At 65.6% G+C, this 22,558-nt stretch carries 9 protein-coding genes; 3 read left to right on the top strand and 6 right to left on the bottom strand.

Annotated elements, in window-relative coordinates; all coding sequences use genetic code 11:
• Nucleotide 1: 1 nt before the first annotated feature.
• Genes EP380_RS20740 through EP380_RS20725 form a run of 4 tightly spaced genes read right to left on the bottom strand, consistent with a single transcriptional unit; the run spans nt 2 to nt 5,799 of the window.
• The gene (locus tag EP380_RS20740; protein WP_127600477.1) at nt 2-3,265 is read right to left on the bottom strand and encodes an efflux RND transporter permease subunit; all 3,264 of its coding nucleotides are present in this window, start codon (nt 3,263-3,265) and stop codon (nt 2-4) included.
• Nucleotides 3,262-4,263, bottom strand: a complete 1,002-nt coding sequence (locus EP380_RS20735) for an efflux RND transporter periplasmic adaptor subunit (protein WP_106573127.1) — start codon at nt 4,261-4,263, stop codon at nt 3,262-3,264. The genes EP380_RS20740 and EP380_RS20735 overlap by 4 nt, the downstream gene beginning before the upstream one ends.
• Nucleotides 4,264-4,273: 10 nt before the next feature.
• Nucleotides 4,274-4,477 carry a YgaP family membrane protein gene (locus EP380_RS20730; protein ID WP_106573128.1) on the bottom strand — a complete coding sequence of 68 codons (204 nt, stop codon included), beginning with the start codon at nt 4,475-4,477 and terminating at the stop codon, nt 4,274-4,276.
• Between the two features lie 29 nt (nt 4,478-4,506).
• Complete coding sequence (locus EP380_RS20725) at nt 4,507-5,799, bottom strand: NAD(P)/FAD-dependent oxidoreductase (protein ID WP_127600475.1); 1,293 nt, start codon at nt 5,797-5,799, stop codon at nt 4,507-4,509.
• 193 nt (nt 5,800-5,992) lie between these two features.
• Between EP380_RS20725 and EP380_RS20720 the strand changes: the two genes are divergently transcribed.
• From EP380_RS20720 to EP380_RS20710, 3 genes are all read left to right on the top strand, one after another.
• Nucleotides 5,993-6,292 (top strand): ArsR/SmtB family transcription factor, encoded by a 300-nt coding sequence (locus EP380_RS20720; protein ID WP_127600473.1) that lies wholly within the window; start codon nt 5,993-5,995, stop codon nt 6,290-6,292.
• Nucleotides 6,293-6,706: 414 nt separating this feature from the next.
• On the top strand, nt 6,707-8,608 hold the full coding sequence (locus EP380_RS20715; protein WP_164749934.1) for a beta-ketoacyl synthase N-terminal-like domain-containing protein: 1,902 nt from the start codon (nt 6,707-6,709) through the stop codon (nt 8,606-8,608).
• Nucleotides 8,609-8,665: 57 nt separating this feature from the next.
• On the top strand, nt 8,666-12,820 hold the full coding sequence (locus EP380_RS20710; protein WP_127600469.1) for an SDR family oxidoreductase: 4,155 nt from the start codon (nt 8,666-8,668) through the stop codon (nt 12,818-12,820).
• On the opposite strand, the gene EP380_RS20705 is transcribed toward EP380_RS20710, so the two are convergent.
• Together EP380_RS20705 and fabD are read right to left on the bottom strand one after the other, a co-directional pair.
• Nucleotides 12,754-21,744 carry an SDR family NAD(P)-dependent oxidoreductase gene (locus EP380_RS20705; RefSeq protein ID WP_127600467.1) on the bottom strand — a complete coding sequence of 2,997 codons (8,991 nt, stop codon included), beginning with the start codon at nt 21,742-21,744 and terminating at the stop codon, nt 12,754-12,756. The genes EP380_RS20710 and EP380_RS20705 overlap by 67 nt on opposite strands.
• A complete protein-coding gene (gene fabD, locus EP380_RS20700) occupies nt 21,642-22,493 on the bottom strand; it encodes an ACP S-malonyltransferase (protein ID WP_127600466.1) in 852 nt (283 codons plus the stop codon). Before fabD ends, EP380_RS20705 begins: the two co-directional genes overlap by 103 nt.
• Nucleotides 22,494-22,558 lie beyond the last annotated feature (65 nt).

Below are 22,558 nucleotides of genomic sequence, written 5' to 3'. Positions count from 1 at the left end.
TTCAGGCCGGCTCGGAGGCCTCTTGGCCGGTGGGCGGAAGATCTCCGGCCGAGCTTGCGTCTTGCCGTGCGGACTCGCCTTTCTGCCCGCCCCTGAGCGCCACATAGATCGCCGGGATGACGAGCAGGGTGAGCGCGGTCGAGGAGGCAAGCCCGAAAAGCAGGGAAATGGCGAGCCCCTGGAAGATCGGATCGGCGAGGATGACCGCCGCGCCGATCATCGCGGCGACGGCGGTCAGCAGGATCGGCTTGAAGCGGATGGCGCCGGCTTCCAGAAGCACGTCGAGCAGGGGCCGCTCGGGCGCGCGGGCATGGCGGATGAAATCGACCAGCAGGATGGAGTTGCGCACGATGATGCCGGCGAGGGCGATGAAGCCGATCATCGAGGTGGCCGAGAACGGCGCGCCGAACAGCCAGTGCCCCACCATAATGCCGATAAAGGTGAGCGGGATCGGCGTCAGGATGACCAGCGGCAACTTGAAGGAGCCGAACTGGGCGACCACGAGAATATAGATGCCGAGGATCGCCACCATGAAGGCCGCGCCCATGTCGCGGAAGGTGACCCAGGTGACTTCCCACTCGCCGTCCCACAACAGTGTGGGATGCGCCTCGTCGTCGGGCTGGCCGTTGAGAGCGATCACCGGCTTCGGCACGTCGCCCCAATCGGCCTGTTCGATCGCCTCGCCGACGGCCATCATGCCATAGACCGGCGCCTCGAAGGCACCGGCCAGTTCCGCCGTCACCATTTCGGCCGCCCGCCCGTTGTGGCGGAAGATGGGATAGGAGGCGGGCTCGCGTGTCACCGTCACCACGTCGCCGAGCTCGATGACGCCGCGCTCGCCAGGCAGGGCATTGGCGGGCACCGGCGTGGCGAGCGCCCGCTCGTTCACGATCCTGTCGCCCTTGGCGAGCGCCACCTTGATGGGGATCGGCGACCGCCCGCCGCCGCGATGCGAATAGCCGACGGTCGAGCCCGCATAAAGCGAGCGGATCGTGTCATAGACATCCGCCTGCTCGACGCGGTGATATTCGAGATTGTCCTGGTCGATCGATATCCGCACGCGCTCCTGGCGAACGCCATAGGAATCGTCCACATCGACGATAAAGGGCACGCTCTCGAAAGCCTCGCGCACTTTGGCCGCGACCGCCCGCCGCACCTCGGGATCGGGGCCATAGACCTCGGCCAGCAACGTGCCCAGCACCGGTGGTCCGGGCGGCGGCTCGACCACCTTCAGCGCCGTCCCCTGCGGCATGTCGAGCCCCGCCAGACGCGCGCGCATGTCGAGCGCGATGGCGTGGCTCTCCCGTTCGCGCTTGTCCTTGGGCAGCAGATTGACCTGGACGTCGCCCAGTTCCGGCGAGGCGCGCAGATAATAGTGGCGCACCAGCCCGTTGAAGTTGAACGGAGCGGCGGTACCGGCATAGGTCTGGAACGAGACGGCCTCCGGAATGGAGGCCAGCCTCACCGCCACCTGCTGGAGCACGCGGTCCGTATCCTCCACCGAGGCGCCCTCCGGCAGGTCGACGACCACCTGAAGCTCCGCCTTGTTGTCGAAGGGCAGCAGCTTCACCGTCACGTCCTTGGTGTAGAAGAGCCCGAGCGAGGCGAGCGTGGCGATGCCCACGATGATGATGAAGGTCCAGGCTCGGAAGCGCGATTTCAGGATGGGCCGGGCCACCGCGACATAGGCCCGGCCCAGACGTCCGCCCTGGCCGTCATGTTCCGAGATTTCGGCCCGACCCACGAATTTCAGCATCAGCCAGGGCGTCAGCATGACGGCGACGAAGAAGGAAAAGACCATCGCGGCCGAGGCGTTGGCCGGGATCGGACTCATATAGGGGCCCATCAGGCCGGAAACGAACAGCATCGGCAGCAGCGCCGCCACCACCGTAAGCGTGGCGACGATGGTCGGGTTGCCGACCTCGGCCACGGCGAGGATGGCATCGAGCGCGCGCGAGCGACCGGTGTTCATGCCCCAGTGGCGGGCGATGTTCTCGATCACCACGATGGCGTCGTCCACCAGGATGCCGATGGAAAAGATGAGCGCGAACAGGCTCACGCGGTTGAGCGTGTAGCCCATGACGTTGGAGGCAAAGAGGGTGAGCAGGATGGTCGTGGGGATTACCACCGCCACCACCAGCGCCTCGCGCCAGCCGATCGCGAAAGCGACGAGGAGCACGATGGAGACCGTGGCGAGCCCGAGGTGGAAAAGAAGCTCGTTGGCCTTCTCGTTGGCCGTCTCGCCATAGTCGCGCGTGATCGTCATATCCACGTCGTCGGGGAAGATCTGACCGCGCACCTGCTCCAGCCGATGGATGATACTCTCGGCGATGCTCACCGCGTTGGTGCCCGGCCTTTTGGCGATGGCGAGCGAGACGGCAGGCAGGCGCTGAAGCCCTTCTCCCGTTTTGCGCAGCTCGCTCACGCGGGTTTCGTTCGGCTCCGTGGCGAGCACGATGTCGGCCACGTCGCGCACATAGACCGGCCGGCCATCGCGGGCGGTGAGAAGCAGGTTGCCGATTTCGCTTTGTGTCTGCAGCGTCTGGCCGGCGAGCAGCGTGCGCTGCTTTCCATCCTCGCGCACGAGGGCGGCCTGGAACGAGCGGTTGGCGCCCTCCACCTTGCCCGCAAGCTGTTGCAGCGTGACGCCGTAGAGCGAGAGCTTTTCCGGGTCCGCCTCGACGCGGACCTCCTCCGGCTGCTCACCGACAATATAGGTGAGGCCGATGTCCGGGAGCTTGGCGACCTCCACCTGGAGTTCGCGTGCAAGGCGCGACAACCCATTGGTCGTCCAGCGTCCGGCGGCCTCGGGCGTCGGCGTCAGCGTGACGACGACGATCGCGACATCATCAATGCCGCGGCCGACGATCAGCGGTTCGGGGATACCGTAGGGAATACGGTCCATGTTTGCCCGCACCCTGTCGTGCACGCGCAGGATGGCCGCGTCAGCGCTGGTGCCGACCAGAAAGCGGGCGGTGACGACCGCACCGTCGTCCCTGGTCTGCGAGTAGACGTGCTCGACGCCGTCGATGCTCTTGACGATCGATTCCAGCGGTTCGGTGACAAGTTTGACGGCATCTTCCGCCTTGAGCCCGTTGGCCTCCACATGGATGTCGACCATGGGCACGGAGATTTGCGGCTCCTCCTCGCGCGGCAGCGTGAAGAGGGCGACGAGGCCGAGCGCAAACGCGGTGATGAGGAAGAGCGGCGTGAGCGGCGAGGCGATGAACGCCCGCGTCAGCAAGCCGGCGATACCGAGCTTCATGGGAGGAGCACCTTGTCGCCGTCGCGCAGGCCTGTGAGAATTTCCACGCGCGGTCCATCATCGCCCAAAAAGGTCTCGCCGAGGATGACGGCGACCTCGACGACGCCGTCGGCGGTCGAAAGCGCGACATAGTCGATGCCGTGGCGGGTGGTGACCGCCGCCGGCGGTACGGCGACGGCGCTGCGGCGGCCGACCGGGATACGCACGAGCGTGCGCTCGTTGACGAAATAGTCGCCGAGGCCTTCGACCTCGACATCGGCGATGACACGGCCTTCCGATATTTCCGGATAGACCTTGGCAATGCGGCCTTGCCTCTCCGCCTCCGCCTCGGACGCATCGCCGAAGCCGCGCCGGCCGAGCAGGACGGTGCTGCCCTGCGCGATGGTGGCGGCATGCCGTTCCGGCAGGGAGAGCCGGAGGTAGTAGCGGCCGGTGGCGACGCGCGCGACCGCCTCGCCCGGAAGCACGACCGAGCCCGACGTCACCGGAACGGTGAGCACGCGGCCGGTTGCCGGCGCAAGCACCTCTCCCTCGCGGGCCTGCTGTTCGATGACCGCCCGCGCCGCCTCGGCGGCCGTCAACTGATTGGTCGCCACGTCGAACTGCGTCCTGGCCGAATCGACACGCCCCTGGGAGACGACGCCGCGGGCGAAGAGCTGTTCGGCCCGCTCCAGCTCCGTCCTGGCGTTGTCGAGTTGCGAGGCGACCTCCTTGATCCTTGCCTGGGCGGCGTCGAGCTCGAGCGTGATCTTTTCGTCGACGACGATGGCGACGACCTGCCCCTCTTCGACTTCGCTGCCCTCGGTGACATGGATCGCGCGGATCGTGCCGCCGGTCCGCGACCGCGCCGGCACCACGGTGCGGCTCTTTACCTGGCCGAACACGGCCTTCATTTCCGGGATCGACAGGGTCTCGACCGAGAACTCGTCGGCGGCGGCGGTCGTGGCGCCGACGAAAAGCATCAAAACGGCGAGGACAGGAGGGCGGGATCGCGACATGGATGCCGCCCTATTTGAACGACACGCCCGGCTTCACGCCGAGTTTCTTGAAGACCATGGCGGCCGGACAGAAACCAGTGAGCGACGCCTGCATCAGGTTGAGGCCGACGAAGGCGGTCAGCAGATACCAGTAGGGCGAGACATAAAAGCCGAGCGCCAGGGAGGCGAGCACCATGAAGCCGGCAAACATCATGACGATACGATCGAGGGTCATAGTCATTCTCCTTGGATTGGGCCGCGCGTTCATTCGCCCGGCTCGAGTTCGATTTCCTTGAGCTTGTCGATGCCCAGCATGTGCAGAGCAAGGTTCTCGTAAAGGGTTTCCGCCTTGCCTTGCCGGACCTTGTGCAGGAAGTATTTCTCGAAGCCGATCTTGGCCGCATGCACCCACCGGCCCTGCGAGGACCAGTTGACGTTGCGCGGCGGAAGCTGCGGCTGCGCCACGAAGGCAATGCCCTCGTCGCCGAAATCAGCCAGACACACCGCGTTCCAGGAGGCGACCGCACTCGGCTTTTCTCCCCTGACAAGCGCGGCGATGTTTTCCGCCGTCGCGGTGACCATGGATTCGATCATGAAGCCGGTCTTGGGCACGCCGACGGGAAGCGGCGTCTTGCCGACCGGCGGGATCGCCACGCCCACGCCGATGGCAAAGACGTTGGGATAGGCCTCGTTGCGCTGATATTTGTCGACGGTGACGAAGCCGCGCGCATTGACGAGCCCTTCGATGCCGTAAACGGCGGGCACGCCGCGAAACGCGGGAAGCATCATCGAAAAGGCGAAGGGAAGTTCGTGTTTCGTCCGCGTCGCGCCGGCCTCGTCGACCTCCTCGACATACATCCGATCCGACTCAACCCTGGTCACCTTGGCGTTTGTAATCCATTTGATGTGGCGCTCGCGCATGGCGCTTTCGAGCAAGCCCTTCGTGTCGCCCACCCCGTCGAGCCCGAGATGGCCGATATAGGGCTCGGGCGTGACGAAGGTGATCGGCACCTGGTCACGTTTTTTGGCCCGGCGAAGCGCCGTGTCCAGGATGAAGGCGAATTCGTATGCTGGGCCGAAGCAGGAGGCGCCCTGCACGGCGCCGACCACGATCGGCCCCGGCCGCACCACGAGCGCATCGAAGGCCTTCTTGGCCTCCACCGCGTGATCGGTCTGGCAGACGGACTGGGTATGGTGGTCGGGACCCAGCCCCGGCACCTCGTCGAAGGCGAGATCGGGGCCGGTGGCAATGATCAGATAGTCGTAGTCGACGACAGTGCCGTCATTGAGCTCGACCCGGTTTTCGGGCGCAAGCACGCGCCGGGCGCCCTGCGGTTTGAGCACGATCCCCTTCTGCTTGAAGATCGGTTCCAACGCGACGGTTATCTCTTCCGGCTTGCGCCAACCAACCGCCACCCAGGGATTGGAAGGCACGAAGGAATAGGTAGCGCCGAGATTGACAACCGTCAGTTCGTCCGACGGACCCAACTTCTCCCTCATCTCATAGGCCATGATGACGCCGCCCAGGCCGGCACCGAGAATGACGATATGCGACATGAGCTCTTCCTCCAGGCGAAAGCGCCGAAATTTTGCTATGTCTGCCACCCGTGACACGGCGGTGCTTTGATCCGGCTCAAATCTCGCATTGCGCGAGCATCCGGGGCTCCGGCATGTCCGCGGAGGCAAACGCTCCGAACGAACGACGTCGTCATGCTTGCATATAACATTCAAACATTATAAATTCAAGATTATGAATGTAAAAGAAATGATCCCCGCCTCGCATGACGCCGCAGAGCTCATGCGCAGCCTGTCGCATCCTCAGCGGCTCCTGGTGCTTTGCGCATTGGGCGCGGAGGAGAAATCCGTCGCCCAACTGCGCGCCGAACTGGACATCGCCCAGGTGCCGATGTCGCAACAGCTGATGCGGCTGAGAGGGGCCGGGCTGGTCGAGGCCAGGCGCGACGGCACGACCGTCCATTATCGCATCACGCGCCCCGAGGTGCTGACGATCGTGGAAGCGCTGCACACGGCGTTTTGCGGGCCGCGATAGGGCCCTTCGGCCGGAAAACGGCGTCGCGCGCGTCGGCGGACCGCGAGGCTCTGCTGGAGCGCTTCGCCATAACCAATTCAGCCCCCCCGCGGCGCCGTGGAGAGCTGTCCGGCCCGGATGACGCGTCCGGCGCCTCCCCGCCACGGTGCCCCAACCCCGCGCTCGGTGGACGATTGGCGGGTTTACATCGCCACTTCTGTTATATTAGTGTAATTCAGGTAAATGTCCCGCGTGACGCCGGGTTTTCGCAACGCGTCGCGGCTCGCGGAGCCCGACCCCTTCCGGTCCGACCGACGTGGGGCACTCGACCGGCACGTACAGCATCGCGCCATGCCCGCTGGCGCGTTCCCATCCATCTGGAGACGAGGTGTTTCGCATGGCACTGGTGAGCGGAAGTCCGAAGGGACGACACGGGTGAAGGGGACCGCACCCGACGGCGGCTTCGCAACCGGCAGCCAGCATCATGGCGTGCCGACGCCGAACAGGGACCAGCATTGGCTCGACCCGGTCGCCGTGGTCGGCATCCACGCACGCTTTCCGGGATCCGCCTGCGAAACGCTCGACGAATACTGGCAAAACCTGATCGACTGTCGCGACTGCGTCGGCCCGCCTCCCGACGACCGGTTTTGGCCGGCCAATGCGGCCGGGCAGGCGGAGGCGGCCGGCGTTCGCGAAGGCGGTTTCATCCGCGACGTCGATGCATTCGACGCCGCTTTTTTCGGCATCCAGGAGGAAGAAGCCAGGCTGATGGACCCTCTCCAGCGTCTGGCGCTGGAGTCCGCCTGGCATTGCGTCGAGGATGCCGGCTACCGGGCGGCCGATCTGGGCCGCGACGAAACGGGCGTGTTCTTTGCGGCGGGCAAGTCCGACTACGAGGAACTTCTCTACCGTGACGGAACCGCCGCCCACGCCAAACTGGCGACGGGCGTCGCCACCTCGATCGTGTCCAACCGGGTGTCCTTCGCGCTCGGCCTGACCGGTCCCAGCCTCGCCGTCGACACCGCCTGTTCCGGGTCGCTGGCGGCCCTGCACCTGGCCGCGCAGGCGCTGCGCAACGGCGATTGCACGGCTGCGATCGTCGGCGCGGTGAATCTCATTCTTCACTCCACGCTGTCGCTGTCGCTCAAGGAAGAGGGCGCCCTGAGCCCCGAATGCCGCACGAAAAGCTTCGACGCGGCCGGTAACGGCTATGCCCGCGGCGAGGGGGCGGCATCGTTGCTTTTGAAAAGGCTCGACGACGCCGAAGCCGACGGAGACCACATCTACGGGCTGCTGATCGGTTCTGCGATCAGCCATGGCGGCCGCGCCAACTGGCTGACCGCGCCGAACGCGGTCGCCCAAAAACAGCTCATGGTGAAGGCCTGGCGACGCGCGGGTGTCGATCCGCGCTCGGTGAGCTACATCGAGGCGCACGGCACGGGCACGCCCCTGGGCGATGCCATCGAGTTCAATGCCATCAGCCAGGCTTACGGCGCGTTGACCGCCGGCCAGGCGCAAGACGGGCAGCCGCATTGCCGTATCGGCTCGGTCAAAGCCAATATCGGCCACGTGGAAACGGCCTCCGGCCTGGCCGGTGTGATCAAGGTGCTGTTGGCGATGCAGCACGGGAAGATCCCCGGCAATCCCCATCTGACCACCGTCAACCCGATGTGCGAGACCGACGGCACGCCCTTTCGCTTCGTACGCGAAACCGAAGACTGGCAGACGCCGCGCGGCCCGGACGGCAGCGCGGTTCCCCGCCGCGCGGCAATCAATTCCTTTGGCTTCGGCGGGGCCCTGGGACATGCGGTGCTCGAGGAACGCCGGCAAACGAACGCGGGCGCCGACAATCAGGTCTCGTCAGCGCTCCCGGTTCTGCCACTGTCGGCCAAGGACGAGGCCGGCCTGCGCCGCTATGCGCAAAGGCTGCACCGGTTCGTGAAATCGCTGGCCGAAAGCCGAGGCGAGACAGGCGACCGCAGGCCTCACTTCGACGATTTCGTCTACACGTTTCAAGTCGGACGCACCCCGTTCCCGGTCCGGCTGGCGCTTGTCGCACAAGACTGGCCAAGCCTTGAAGACCTGCTCGCCCGGCTGGAGGCCGGCGACGAGGATTCCGACATCCTGCGCAAGGGGCGCGCTCCGCTGCCCGCCGTCGCACCGCGCGACGAACTCACGGAATCGACGGTGCGCTTCGCTCAACAGTGGGTGGATGGCGAAAAAGTGGATTTCGCCAGCCTTTACACTCGCGGCCAGCGACGGCGTGTCTCCGCACCCGGCTATCCTTTCGCGCGCTCGCGTATCTGGTTCCGCTCGAGATTGCAGCCCGTGGCTTGACGGGCAAGGGCTGCGGCAGGGGTCGATAGGTTCGAAAACCGATGACGAGGCGAAGCAATGAACGCAGTGGAAGGAAACGGCGCCGGCCGGGAAAGTCGCGACTATCTGGAAGCGGTGAAAGCGGTGGCGGCCGCGATACTGGACATATCGGCCGACGATCTCGACCCGGATGAGGCGCTCGGAAATCTCGGCTTCGATTCCGCCGCGCTCAAGCTGTTTTCAGCGCGGCTTTCGGATCGCTTCGGCATGCGGATCGATGCCGTGTCGCTTTTTGCCCACCCGACGCTGCAGGCGCTGAGCGCGCATATCGCCGAACAAGACCCCCGTTCGGAAAGCCTGGAATTGCCGGTACAAGCGAGCGCCGGGCCCGCCGCGCCGCAAACCGACCGCAGCCGCGACATCGCCGTTATCGGCCTGGCGTGCCGGCTGCCGGGCGCGGCGTCGAAGGAGGAGTTCTGGGCCAACCAGCTCGGCGCCAGGAATTGCATCCGCGAAGTTCCGAAGCGGCGCTGGGACTGGCGGGCCCTGTCGGGCGATCCGCTGCGCGATCCCGGCCGCACCGACGTCAGATGGGGCGGCTTCATCGACGGCGAGGACCTTTTCGCGCCCGAGTTCTTTGGCATCTCGGTCTATGAGGCCGAACTCATGGACCCGCAGCATCGCCTGTTCCTGAAGACGGCATGGGAGGCGCTCTGGGATGCGGGCTACGACCCGAATGGGCAGGCCGGCGGATCGGTCGGCGTTTTCGCCGGCGTCCAGTTCCAGGACTACCAGAAGCTTCTCGACCAGAAGGGCATGTCGAGCGCACAAGTGTTGACCGGCAGCGCCCATGCAATGGTTGCCAACCGGGTATCGTTTCTCCTGGACGTGCATGGTCCCAGCGAGGCGGTCGATACAGCCTGCTCGAGCAGCCTCGTCGCGCTTCACAATGCCGTTCGGGCCATCCGCAACGGCGAATGCGACCTTGCCTTGGCCGGCGGCGTCAACCTCCTCCTGACGCCGGATCTGTTTGTGATGGGCCGGCAGCTCGGCGTGTTGTCTCCGACCGGGCAATGTCGCACCTTCGATGCCGATGCGGATGGCTACGTGCGGGCGGAAGGCGTCGGCGTTGTGCTGCTGAAGCCGTTCGAGGCGGCGTTGCGCGACCGCGACCACATTTACGGCGTCGTCAAAGGCACGGCGGTCAATCATGGCGGCAAGGCGGCTTCCCTCACCGCTCCGAACAGCCCGGCGCAGGCCGACCTCGTCATGCGCGCACTCAACGACGCAAAACTCTCGCCGGACGACATATCCTATGTCGAGATGCATGGAACCGGCACGGAACTCGGCGACCCGATCGAGATGGAGGGCGTGAAGGAGGCTTTCCGCAGCTTGAGGAGACAACGCGGCCAGCAACCGTCTGCCTGCGCGGTTGGTTCGGTGAAGACGAATATCGGCCATCTGGAACCAGCGGCGGGGATTGCCGGGGTCATCAACGTGCTGCTTTCGCTGAAACACGGGGCTTTACCCGGGCTTTCCAACTTCCGCAGCCTCAATCCGCGCGTCGTGCTCGACGACGGTTTCGTTCTCCAGGCCGAAACCGGTCCCTGGCCCGTAAACGCCTCCGGCGGAGCCCGCGCCGCCATCGTCAATTCCTTCGGCTTCGGCGGCGCGAATGCTTCCGTCGTCGTGCAGCAGCATGTCGCGCCCGCGCCAAACCGGGAGCTTGCCGCAGAGGTCTTCGTTCCGGTCGCGGCGTCCGACCCCGATCGCCTGAAGGCCTATGCCGCAGCATTGGCGCGGATCGTTCGCGCGCCCGAGCACGCGGGCGGCATGGACGCCGAGCTCTGCGATGTCGCCTTCACCCTGCAGCAAAGAAACGAAACCCGCCCTGCCCGCGCCGTCGTGCGCGCGTCGTCACGATCCGAACTGCTGCGCGGGCTCGAGGCCATCGCCTCCGGCCAGCCGCTGCCCGCAACCGTCGCGATCAAGGGCTCGGCGGCATGCCGAACCTGGCCGGCACATGTCGGGCAGTGGCTGGACGGCGGCAGCGTCGACTGGCCGGACATTCCCGAGGCGCGGCGGCTGCCGCTGCCGGTTTCGCCATGGCCGGAGCGAAGCTGCTGGTTCGAAGCGCGGCCGGCCGACGACGACAGCGACGAACCGGCCGGGATGATCTACCTGCAGCCCGGCTGGCGCGAGGCGGCCGCGGGGCCTTCGCGGCGGCTCGACGGAAAATCCATCTGGGTGATCGGCCGCGACAACGAACAGATCGCCACGTTCGCGCCGATCCTGCGCAGCGTGCTTCCGTCGACGGCGAAACTGGTCACCTCGCTGATCGACGGGCGCGCGGTCGTGCCCCAACCGTCGCTCGAAAGCTGGAACGCCGGGGACAACGCCCCGGACCTGATCGTGCTTCTGCCTGCAGCGGCGGACGTTGCAGCGCGTGCCGACGAGGTTCATATCCTGTTCGAACTGACGAAGGAGCTGATGGAACGCTCCTTCGGTCGACAGATCGACATCTTCCATGTCGCCGGCCGCGACTTCGGCGCCAATCCCGCGGACGATGCTCTTCCCGCGCTCGCCAAGTCCGCCTTCCTCGAAAACGAACGGCTGAAGCTCCATTCGCTCTATTTCGGCGATCTCAATGGACAGGACTGGCGGCGCCTCGTCGCCCTCGAGCTCGTTGCTGTGCCTGCGGCGTCGCCGCAGACCGTCCGCTTCGACGGCGTGCGCCAGGTCTACGGCCTTCAGCCCGCATCCGTACCCGAGCGACGGCCGGAAGACGGCCTGTGGTTCCGCGACGACGGCGTCTATCTTTGCCCGGGCGGTGCCGGCGAACTGGGCTGTCGGCTGGTTGAGAGGCTGCTGCGCGAGGTCGATGCGACCTTCGTCATCACAGGCCGTTCACCGCTCGCCGGCGTCGTCAAGGATCGCGTTGACGCGCTGGCACGCAAGGCAGGCCGCTCCGACCGCCTGGTCTATGTCCCATGCGACATAGCGGACCTCGCGCAGACGCAAGCGTTGGTAACCGACATCGTCGGCCGCCACGGACGCTTGAACGGCATCGTCAATTTGGTCACCGCGCACAACGACGCCTACATCTACAACAAGCGCTGGGAGGATTTTTCCGCGGTGATCGCGTCCAAAGTGGTGGGCAGCGTCAATCTGGACCTGGCCACCGCCGAACTGGACCTCGATTTTATCGTCGCCTTCTCCTCGCTCGCCGCGTTGGGTTTTGCCGGGGGAGCGGACTATGCCTACGCATGCGCATTCCAGAATGCCTTCGCCAACTGGCGCAATCGCGAGGTCGCGGCCGGACGCCGGCGCGGGCGCAGCTACGCCGTCAGCTGGTCGCGCTGGAAATGGGACAAATACGTCACCGAAACCGTCGACGCGTGGTTCCAGTCGCTCGGTTACCAATTCATGGATGCGGACACCGGCGTGCGCGCCTTGCGCAATGTCATGGCCCAGCCCGTCACGGATATCCTGGCCATGCACGGCGACCGCAACCGGATCATGCAACATCTCGATCTCGTGAGCGGATTGCTTTCGAGCCGATCCGGTGGCGAGGCGGTTGCCGCAACTCCGGATCGTCAGCCTGCGACGCCACCTGGCCGAAGCCAAGATGAAGGCCTGGAAGGCGATCTCGTCGCGATCGTCCGGGAGTTGCTCAAGCTCGACGAGCTCGACCCGCGCACGCCGCTGCCGTCCGTGGGGCTCGATTCCGTCATGGCCGTCCGGCTGATCATGCTCATCGAGCAGCGTCTGTCGAAATCGNGACCCGCGCACGCCGCTGCCGTCCGTGGGGCTCGATTCCGTCATGGCCGTCCGGCTGATCATGCTCATCGAGCAGCGTCTGTCGAAATCGTTGTCGCCCAAGGAACTGCTCAAGCACCAGACGGTCGCCGAGCTTGCGGCACATATCAGGTCGACAGAGAACCGACCGGTGGCGGAGCCTTCGGACCGGCGGGCACTGACCGCTTGACCGCCGTGCCGGCCGCCCTCGAGCCGGCCGGCATTTCACCGAAGCGCGGATCGGTTCCGGCTTATTGGTTTGAAGGTTTTCCGGACGGCGAACCGGTTCCTCCGCCGCCCGGAAAGCCTCCCTCGTCGTCACTGCGGCCGGAGGATGGCCTCGCCTCGACGCCTGCTTGTCAACGCCGTTACGCGGACCGGGTGCCCGCGTCGAACATCGCAACGCCGTGCGGCCCGAGCTCGCCCTGCCGATAAGAATCCGGGACACGGACAACGATCTTGCCGACGCTTTCGCGCGAGGCCAGATGCCGGTAGGCCGCGACGATTTCCTCGAGCTCGAAGATTTTTCCGATCGTTGGCGACACGGTTCGGTTCGCAAGCAGGTCGAGACCGTCTTTCATATAGGCCATCGCAGCCGCCGGATTATCAAGCAGCAAGCGCCTCAAATCGAGACTGTGAAAGCTCTGATTGTTGTTCATGATGGAAAGGTCCACCGACTTCGCCGACCGCAGCGCCGTCATGGCGAGTTCGACGTAGCGCCCGCCGAGCGACAGGCATCTGATGCCTTTTTGCAGGGCATCTGCCGGCAATGTGTTGATCACCACGTCGACCCCCCTGCCGGCGGTGCGCCGCCCGATCTCGTCCTCGAAATCGTTGGCGCGATAGTTGAACACGTGATGGACGCCGAGTTCCTTCAGATACGCGATCTTCCGGTCGGAGCCGACAGTGGCGAATATCTCCGCGTCTCGATGCTTCGCCATCTGTACGGCGACGAGGCCGGTCCCGCCGGCGGCGGACTGGATCAGGATCCGTTCCCCCTTGCGCAGTTCCGCCTTGCTGAAAGCGCCGACCATCGTCGATGTGACGATCGGGAACGCGCTGGCCTCCTCGAAGCTGACCGTGTCCGGCTTGCGGAGCAGCTGCGTCTCGCGGCAGGTGACGACGCTTCCCTGCCCGCCGAGCCGTTCTCCCATCACGGCGATCACCGGGTCGCCCGCCGCGACCGCCGTGACCGCACTGCCGACCGACGCGACGACACCGCTCGCCTCGAAACCGGGCGTAAAGGGATAGCTGGGCATGGTGGGGTACATGCCTGAGACGCACAGCAAGTCTCCGAAATTCAAAGAAAATGCGTGGACGGCAACCCGGACCTGATCCGGCTCGAGGTCCGGCAGGGTGCCCTCGACCAGGCGGATATCGTCGATCCGACCGGGATTCGTCAGAAGGACGTGATGGAATTTCGGCAGACTCACCGCCACGGAGAGCGCCGGTCGCGGCGCGTCGGCGTGTTTGGATTTGCGACCACGCGCGAGGATGTTCTTCAACTCGACGACGGTGCTGGGGGACGACTGGACATTTTGAGCCGCCGGCTCGGCCGCTGGTGCGGCGTCGCCGGCGGATACCGCGATCGATTGACCGAAATCCGCGCAGATTTTCGCGCAAAGCCTGTCGACCGTGTTGAAATCGAAGACCGCGATCGTCGGCAGATCGATACCCAGCGCCTGGTTGATGTCGTTCACCAGCCCCACCGAAACGATCGAATCGAACCCGTATTCCGAAAACGGCCGGTCGCTCTCGATGCGCTCGCGCGCCATGCCCAGCGATTGCGCGACCTTGTCGAGCACCACGTCGCGGACATGGTCCGCCTGCATATCGCCGCCCGCTCGGGACGGGGCAGCGGCCGGCATTCCGATCGCCGCGTCCTGCATCGCTGCCTCAGGATCGGCGCGCCTCCGATCTTCGGCGGCCGCGGTCTCGGGCCGGAGTGTGTCGGCGAAGTCGGTGCAAATCTTCTCGCACAAACGATCGACCGTATTGAAATCAAAGATCGCGATCGTCGGCAGATCGATATGGAGCGCCTGGTTGAGCTCGTTGACCAATCCGACGGAGACGATCGAATCGAACCCGTATTCCGAAAACGGCCGGTCGCTCTCGATCCGCGCGCGTGCCATACCCAGCGATTGCGCGATCTTATCGACCACTATCTCGCGGACATGGCTTTCGTTCGGTCTCTCCTGCGGCGGGCGGGACGCCGGGGGCGGCGGGACCGGCGCCACCTCTGCGCCACCGGCAGGCTCGTGCCGCTGCTGGCGCACAAGCCCATCGCTCTCAGCGACCACCACTTGCTGCCCCAGCCCGACCGCCTGCGATGTGGGAAAGAGCACCGCCTTGAAGCCCTCGCCCTTGAGAACGCGCCGCCAGGCATCCGCGGACAGGCAGGGCGAGCCCTTCAGCCTTACGCTCTTGTCTTCCGACAGCCACCAACCCTCGAGAAGGCCGAAGGTGAGATGCAGGAACAGCGATGTCTCGACGATCTCGTTGAGCAACAACAGGCCGTTGCCGCGCAGGAGGGCCTTGGCATTGCGCAAGGTCCGTCGGATGTTGCGGGTGGCGTGCAGAACGTTGGTCCCGACGACGAGATCGTACTGACCGCCATCGAAGCCCTGATCGGCGATCGGCTTTTCGACATCGAAGATCCGGGTCCGAAAATACGGATTCTCCGCCCCGAAAACGCGTTCGCCATGCACGAGGAAGGCCCGTGAAAGGTCGGTATAGCAATAGTCGTCGATACGGTCCCGATACCCCTTCAGCCGCTCCAGGATACGCGCGCTGGTGCCGCCGGTGCCGGCGCCGACTTCCAGAATGCGGATGCGCGCCATCGGGTCCTGCGCGGCCCGCTGCTCGATGAAGCCGACGACCGTGGTCGCCACGATCTCGTTGAAGTAGTCGGCGACGGGATTGTCCTTGTAAAATCCCTCGACCAGCGCCATCGAGGCGTTCGGAAAGAGGATGTCCGTCGCCCGCGTCGCGCCGCTTAGAATATCGGGCAGGGCGCGCATGGTCTTGTCGAGGAGTGTGACATTGGCCGCCATGGCCGGTTCCGACAGCCAGAGGCTCCGACGCGCCTCCCACTCCCGCCAGGCCGCCGCCTCGTCTGCCTCGGGACATGCCAGCCGCCAATAGACCGTCCCGTCGTACGCAAGGTAGTTGGCGTCGGTGAGAGCGGTCAGGCTCTCCGCCAGCCATCGGTCGTAGAGATCGCGAAGTCCCAAGGCAGCCTTGATCCCGGCAAAGTCCGTGGGCGAGGCCGGAAATCCGAGCGTGCACAGTTGGGCCCAGAGCAGCCGGCGCAGCAACCGCTCGATCTCTTCAAAACCCGCCGCCCTTTCTGGCCGCATCTCTTGCGCCCGTGTCGCGACCGAGGCTTGCAGCCCCGCAAGCGTCGACGGATACGGTGCCGGATGGACGCTCACCTCGTCCGAGGCGACTCCATCTTCGTCGGCGAACGGCCGTGTCGGCTTCAGCAACACGACCTGATCCTGCCCTGCACGCAAAAGCAGTTCCAGCCCGGCCATGCTTTCCTCGGGCTCCAGCGAGCCTTGCCCGAGCCGCGCCATGCGCTCGCGATACGCCTGTGAGGCGACGATGCCTACGGACCCCCAATACCCCCAGTTCATCACCTTGACGGCGCATGGCAGATCTTGAGCCAGACGATGCGCGAACGCATCCTTGAAGGCGCAGCCGGCGGCGTAGTTGCTTTGTCCCGGCGGAGCCTTGAAACTCAGCATCGACGAGAAGAACAGGGCGAAGTCGAGAGGGTCGCGACCGAAGACCCGCGCCAGGTGTACGCTACCGTCGACCTTGACCGAAAGTGCCTCCAGGAAGGCCGCTTCCTCCATTCTGGCCAAGCTGGAATCGTTGAGGACGATCGCCGAATGGACCACGCCATGGACCTGGCCGTGCGCGTGCCTGATCAAATCGCGTACCCGCGCGAGGGCCGCTTCGTCCGACGCGTCGGCAACATGATAGTCCGGTGCCGGACCGAGCGCGGAAAGGCGATCGATCTTCGATTGGATTTCGGCATTCTTGGCGCGCCGGCCGATCCACACCACCTGCGCCCGATAGGCGCGGATCATGTACTCGGTCCAGACCTCGCCGATGCCGCCGGCGCCCCCTAGCACGACATAGACGCCACCGCGCCGATACGGGCTCGGGCCGGAACCGTCGAGCCGGGTGGGTAGGAGGACGCGGCGATACCACTCGCCGTGCCGGTATCCCAACGGGTTGCCGTGCCTGTCCGCAGGCAAGCGGAACACATCGGCGACAGGCCAGCCTTCGTCGCGGGGCATATCGAGAAGACGAACCCGCCAGGTCGGATATTCCTTCGCCATCGAGCCTATCAGACCGTGCACACCGGCGTGGGTGGGGTTCAGGTCCTCGCCGCGCTCGACCGGCAGGGATTGCGTCGTGACCACCGTCCATCCCAGCGGCCTGTCGCCATATCCAAGCTTGAGCAGTGCCTTGATGAGGCGAAAACACTGCAGAACGCCGCGCCGCTGGCCTTCGATCATCCCCTCACCCAAGGACAGGGACGACGGATCGTCCGGCGCAAGCCAGACGACGTGATCGATGGCGCCCGCCTCGCGAAGTCGGTCCTCGATCGCCTCCATGCCGGATGCCTGGTCGAGCTCGATTAGGCGCGCTTGCGGATAGGCGGCGCGAAATTCGGCCTGGCGCGCGGCGCTGCCGCCGATAACGGCCACCATGTCCGCGGTCGCCGGCCATATGTCGCCCCACGCGGGATCGGTCGCCTCCCACGCCGGCGTCAGCGTCACCGCATCGCTATCGCTCGGCATCGTCGCGGGGCGCTGTTCCTCGCCCTGAGGCGCCGCCCGCATGGTGAAGCCGCGCAGCGCCACGCTGGTTCGCCCGTCGTCGTCGCAAATATCGATGTCCAATTTGCGCAGCGTGCGCGACGCATCGCCGCCGGCGCTATCGCGCACCCAAGCCCAGCCGCTGGACGGACTCGGGCCGAACACGGCGACCGCTTCGGCCGCGAAGGGTAGCGACAGGCCGTCCTGCTGGGCCCGCGCGAGTTCCAGACCGAGCGCCGCCTGCAAGGCACCGTCCAGAATGCTCGGATGAAGCACATAGAGCGCCGCGTCGTCCCGCACCGGATCGGGCAAGTTCAGCCGCGCCAGGACCTGCCTGCGTCCATGCCGATCGGTCCCGACGGACAGTTCGGCGACGCTGCGTTGCGCCGCGCCGTAGTCCAGGCCGATTCGTCGGAAACGCTCGTAACACGCATCTGCCGGGATCGATGTCGACCGGCATTGCGCCTGCAGCGCCGCTATGTCGACGACCGGGGCTTCGCGTTCGGCCAAAGGCGCGGCCCGCCCCTGGCAATGCACGATGCGTTCGTCGTCCCGCCCCCCGGCAGCTTGGGTCGACACCATCCACGCCATGACCGCACCGTCCCGCGCGGAGAGGTCGATCGCGACGTCGAGCGCGGCGGCGTCGACCGTAATCGACTGCGCCCACACCACGTCCTTCAGTTCGATCCCCGCCCGCCACGACGTCTCTGTGCCCGACTGCGCCACGGCGGCGCGCGCCATCTCCAAATAGGCAACGGCCGGAAGCACGCGCCGCCCTTGCACCACATGATCGGAGAGGAAGAACTCGTCGCCGCCAAAGCGTGTCAGGAAGCGCCGCTCCGCCAGCTCGGACGCATGCGCCTGCACAAGCGGGTGCGAAAAATCGGCGCGCGCGGCCTCCGGCGCGTCCGCGGCGGGTCGCGCCTGGACCGCGTTCGGTTTCGGCGGCAACCAATAGCGCTCCCTGGCGAACGGATAGGTCGGCAGCGCGAGGCGGGCTGGCTTGTTTTCTGGATAAAGCGCGGCCCAGTCGAACGTCCCGCCCTTCACCCACAGTTCGAGCAGCCTCGCCTGCTCGCCGTTCTCGACCCATTTCGCCAGGTTTTCCCGACTGTCGGCTGCGGCACCGCCCGGGGCATCCGCGTTGCGGGCGGCCTTGCCGCGATGAAGGCCCTCGATCGCGGCATCGCCTGCCAGATAAGCGCGCAGGGTTGCTTCGAGTTCGGATATCGAGGTCGCGAGGAAGCCCAGGCGCACGTCCATCGGCTGTCGCCCCACTTGCAACGTGTACGCGACGGCCGCCAGCTGCTCGTCGCCCAGCGGGTAGGTCGCGATCGCATCGAGCAACTGCCGCGCGCGCTCCGCCAGACGCTGCTCGGTCTTGGCCGAGAGCACCACCATGGCCGGCGCTCCGGTGCCTGCTGAAAGGTCGGCTGCGCCAGCCAGTTCCGCGACATATTCCTCGACGATGAGATGGGCGTTTGCCCCGCCGCTGCCGAACGAGCTGATGCCGGCCCGCCGCGGCAGCGCATCGCCGTCCTCGTCTTGCAACGGGGTCCAGGGCCGGCTGTCGCGCACGACGTAGAACGGGCCCTCGTCGAGCCGGATATGCGGATTGAGTTGGTCGCAATGCAGGCTCCGGACCAGCGTTTGATGCTGCAATTGGAGCAACACCTTGAACAGGCCCGCCGCGCCGGCCGCCGCCTCCAGATGTCCGATATTCGTCTTCACGGAGCCCAGCCCGCAATAGGGCTGCCCCATGTCGCGGCGGCTGCCCGCGAAGGCTTCGGCAAGCCCCCTGACCTCGGTGGGGTCGCCCAGTGCCGTTCCGGTGCCGTGGGCCTCGACATAGGTGATGGTGTCGGCCGGTACGTCGGCGCGCGCAAGAGCCTGTCTTATGAGCGCCGCCTGCCTGACATTGCTCGGCACGGTCAGCCCCGCGGTCTGACCGCCATGGTTGACCGCCGTCCCGGCAATAAGCCCGTGAATGCGGTCGCCCGCATCCACAGCCGCGTCCAGCGGCTTGAGCAGGAACACCACGCCGCCCTCGCTGCGGACATAACCGTCTGCGGCGCGGCCGAAGGTCTTGCATCGCCCGTCCTTGGACAGCATGCCGGCCGAATAGAAGGCCACGCTGTTGGCCGGATGGCACATGATGTTGACGCCGCCCGCCACGGCTTGGTCGCACATGCCGCTCTTGATGGCCGAGACCGCCTCGTGGACCGCGACAAGCGAGCTGGAACAGGCCGTATCGATCTGGATGCTGGGTCCGTTCCAGTCGAAGAAATAGGAGATGCGGTTGGCAAGCAGGGCGACGGACGTCGAGAGTCCGAAATGCCCGTCTATATGGTCGGCCTGTTCGCTGTAGAGACGCAACTGATAGTCCGAACCGCTGGCCCCGACATAAACGCCCGTCTTGGTCCCGGTGAGCGCGTGCGCCGAATACCCGGCATCTTCGATGCACGACCAGGCCAGTTGCAGCATCAGTCGCTGTTGGGGATCGAGGAGCGCGGCATCCTTCGGAGAGATGCGGAAGAACAACGGGTCGAACTCGTCGACGCCGTGGATAAAGCCGCCCCGGTCGATACCGCGATGCTTGCCGCCCGGGTCGATCCCGGCGGGCCACGTCCATCTGTCCGCAGGCATCCGACCGACCATGTCCTTGCCGTCGCGCAGCGCGTTCCAGAAGCTGTGCCGGTCCTCGATCCCCCCCGGCAGCCTGCACGCCATGCCCACGATCGCGATCGCGTCGCCTTTCGGCGCGGGTGTCTTGCGTCTTTCGGCTGGCGGGGAGCCGGCAGCCGACGAAGCGTTCGTCTGCGCCGGCTTCGCGCCGGCGCCATCCTGGCCGGCGGATGGCTGCGCAAACCGTTCCGCCAGGTGCTTCGCGATATGCTCGCACGTGCCGTACTCCGCGAAGAACGTCGCCTCCAGCCGCACGCCGAACGTCGCGCGAATACGCTCCCGCAGATCGAGCAGGTCAGCCGAATCCATGCCGAGCTCGAACAGGGGGCGCGCGACGTCGACCTGCGCGCCATCGCCAGCGCCGAGGATCGCCGCCACCGTCGTGGCGAGGAAGGGCTCGATTTCGTCCGCGCCGACCGGGACAGCCGTTGCGGTGGCGTCGACCGACAGTTCCTTGCGCTGGCGGCGCCCTTCATACCTGACCAGAACGCCGAAACCGCCGTTTTCGCCGTCGCGTGGCCGGTAGTTTGCAACCAGCCTTTCGATCCGGGCGCCGTGCATCTCGTGAAAACGAAGCACCGTATCGACAAGCCGTCCCTGCTCGTTCCGCAGTTTGATGTAGCGCGACAGGTCCACACCGTCGTGCTTGGCGTAATCCTTGCAGCGCGTTACGCCGATCACGGCCTCTATGCCCGGCGTGGCCGCGCAATATTGGAGCATGAACTCCAGAAGCTGATCGCCATAGCTCCTGTCCTGCATTTCCGGCAGGACGTTGAGCGCGAGCAGCAGCGCCAGCGGCCCGGCGGCCTCGTGTAGCTTGCCGACCGTGAACATCGTCGAATCGCCGAAATCGTCATCGACAACACGTTGCGAGTAGACGGCGCCGACGAGACCGCGTTCGTTTTCAAGCACGAGCTGGCCGGCCGGATGGCGGGTCAACCGGCCGCGGATCATTGCCGAGGAGGCACGGCTGCCGACCGCCCAACATGATTTTTCCAACGCCGCCAATGCCGGCAGGTCGGCCTTGGCGGCAAGACGAACGCTGTAGTCGCGATGCCTGAAGCGCACGGCCGAGAACGCGTCCGTATCCGCCATCTGCCCCAATTCGAACGCTGGACCGGCATCGGGAAAAACCCCGCCGCCCCCCAGCGCCAGCAACAATCGTTGCGGATCGCGCATCCAAGCGATCGCGCAAGACGGCTCCAAAGCGGATTGCTGGGCCAGAACGGTCAGGCCGTGCCGCTTCAGCGACGTGCCAAACGAGCCGGCATCGAAGAGCAGGCTTGCCGCCGCCATCGCTGCCGCGTCGGGTTCCGTATCCACGGCCGGAGCATGGATATAGGCAGCGTTTTCGAGATCCGTAACGCCGAGCGCGGCCAGTTGTTCGGCAAGCATCGCACCGCTGTCGCAGAGACCGGGGACAACGCGAGCGGAGGAACCGGCATGGTCGATGTCGGGACTGGGGTTCAAGCCGATCAGGATCGGCAGCGAACCGGACGGCAGGTGGCGATACTCGGACCGCAGAACCCGCTCCAGGTGACGCGATAAAGTGCCCGCGCCGAAGCCGATGTCGACGATATATTTCGGCGCGCCATCCTGAAAGCATCGGTCTAGCAGCAGCCGCGCCGGCGTTTCGGGGATTTTCGTTTTGGGTGTGTTTGCCATCGTCTCCCACCATGCGACTTCGCCAAGGCATAACCGTCGCCCGGCCGCGGTCTCGACTTGCCTGGAGCGTGTCAGTGAACCTGTGCGACGAGCTTCGTCAGAACGTTTCCCGGTCCGACTTCCGTGAATTTGGTGACGCCGAGATTTCTCAGATGCCGAACCGTGTCCTGCCACCGGACCGGACTGGTGATCTGTCTGGCCAACAGATCCTTGATCGCGACGGAACTGTTTTCGGCCGGATAGGGCTTCGCGGTGACGTTCGATATCACGCCGAGCCGGGGTGCGTTGAAAGAGTAATCCGCCAGGGCAAGGCGGAACGCGTCGGCGGCATCTTTCATGTAGCGCGAGTGGAAAGCCGCGCTGACCGGCAACGGAATGAACATGTCGACATGCGGCTTGAGCGCCGTTTCGGCAGCGTCGATATCCCGTTCGGGACCGGAGATGATGGTTTGGCTTGGCGAATTGTGGTTGGCGATGTCGATCGTGCACAACGCATGATCCTCGATCAGCCCGGCGAGCGTTTCGGCATCCGGACCGATCACCGCGGCCATGGCGCCGCCGCGCGCCTGGCCCATGAGTTCGCCTCTCTTCTTGACGAGCCTGAGCCCGGTGTGAAAATCGAACACGCCGCTGGCGAAAAGCGCGTTGAACTCGCCCAGGCTGTGACCCGCCACGTATGACGGAAGCCCGTTCTCGCGCACCGCACCGAAATGGTGCAGCGCGTTGACGACATAGAGCGCGGGCTGCGTGAACTGGGTCTGTCTCAGCCGGCCGTCCTGATCCTCGAGGCACAGAGCGCGAATGGAATAGCCGAGAATCTGGTCGATTTCGCTCTCAAGTCTCCGGAATTCCTCTTGCTCGAACCACGCGCCTCCCATGCCGCGATGCTGCGAGCCTTGCCCCGGAAAGATGAATGCTTCCATGTTCGAGCGACCTCCCCTCCTCCGCCCGGTCGCCACGGCAAACCAGCCGGCTCGTGTTTGGCGTT

The organism is Nitratireductor alexandrii (assembly GCF_004000215.1).
GTDB lineage: Bacteria > Pseudomonadota > Alphaproteobacteria > Rhizobiales > Rhizobiaceae > Mangrovimarina > Mangrovimarina alexandrii.
The sequence above is the reverse complement of the archived record's forward strand: the minus strand, read 5'-3'. Positions and strand labels throughout refer to the sequence as shown.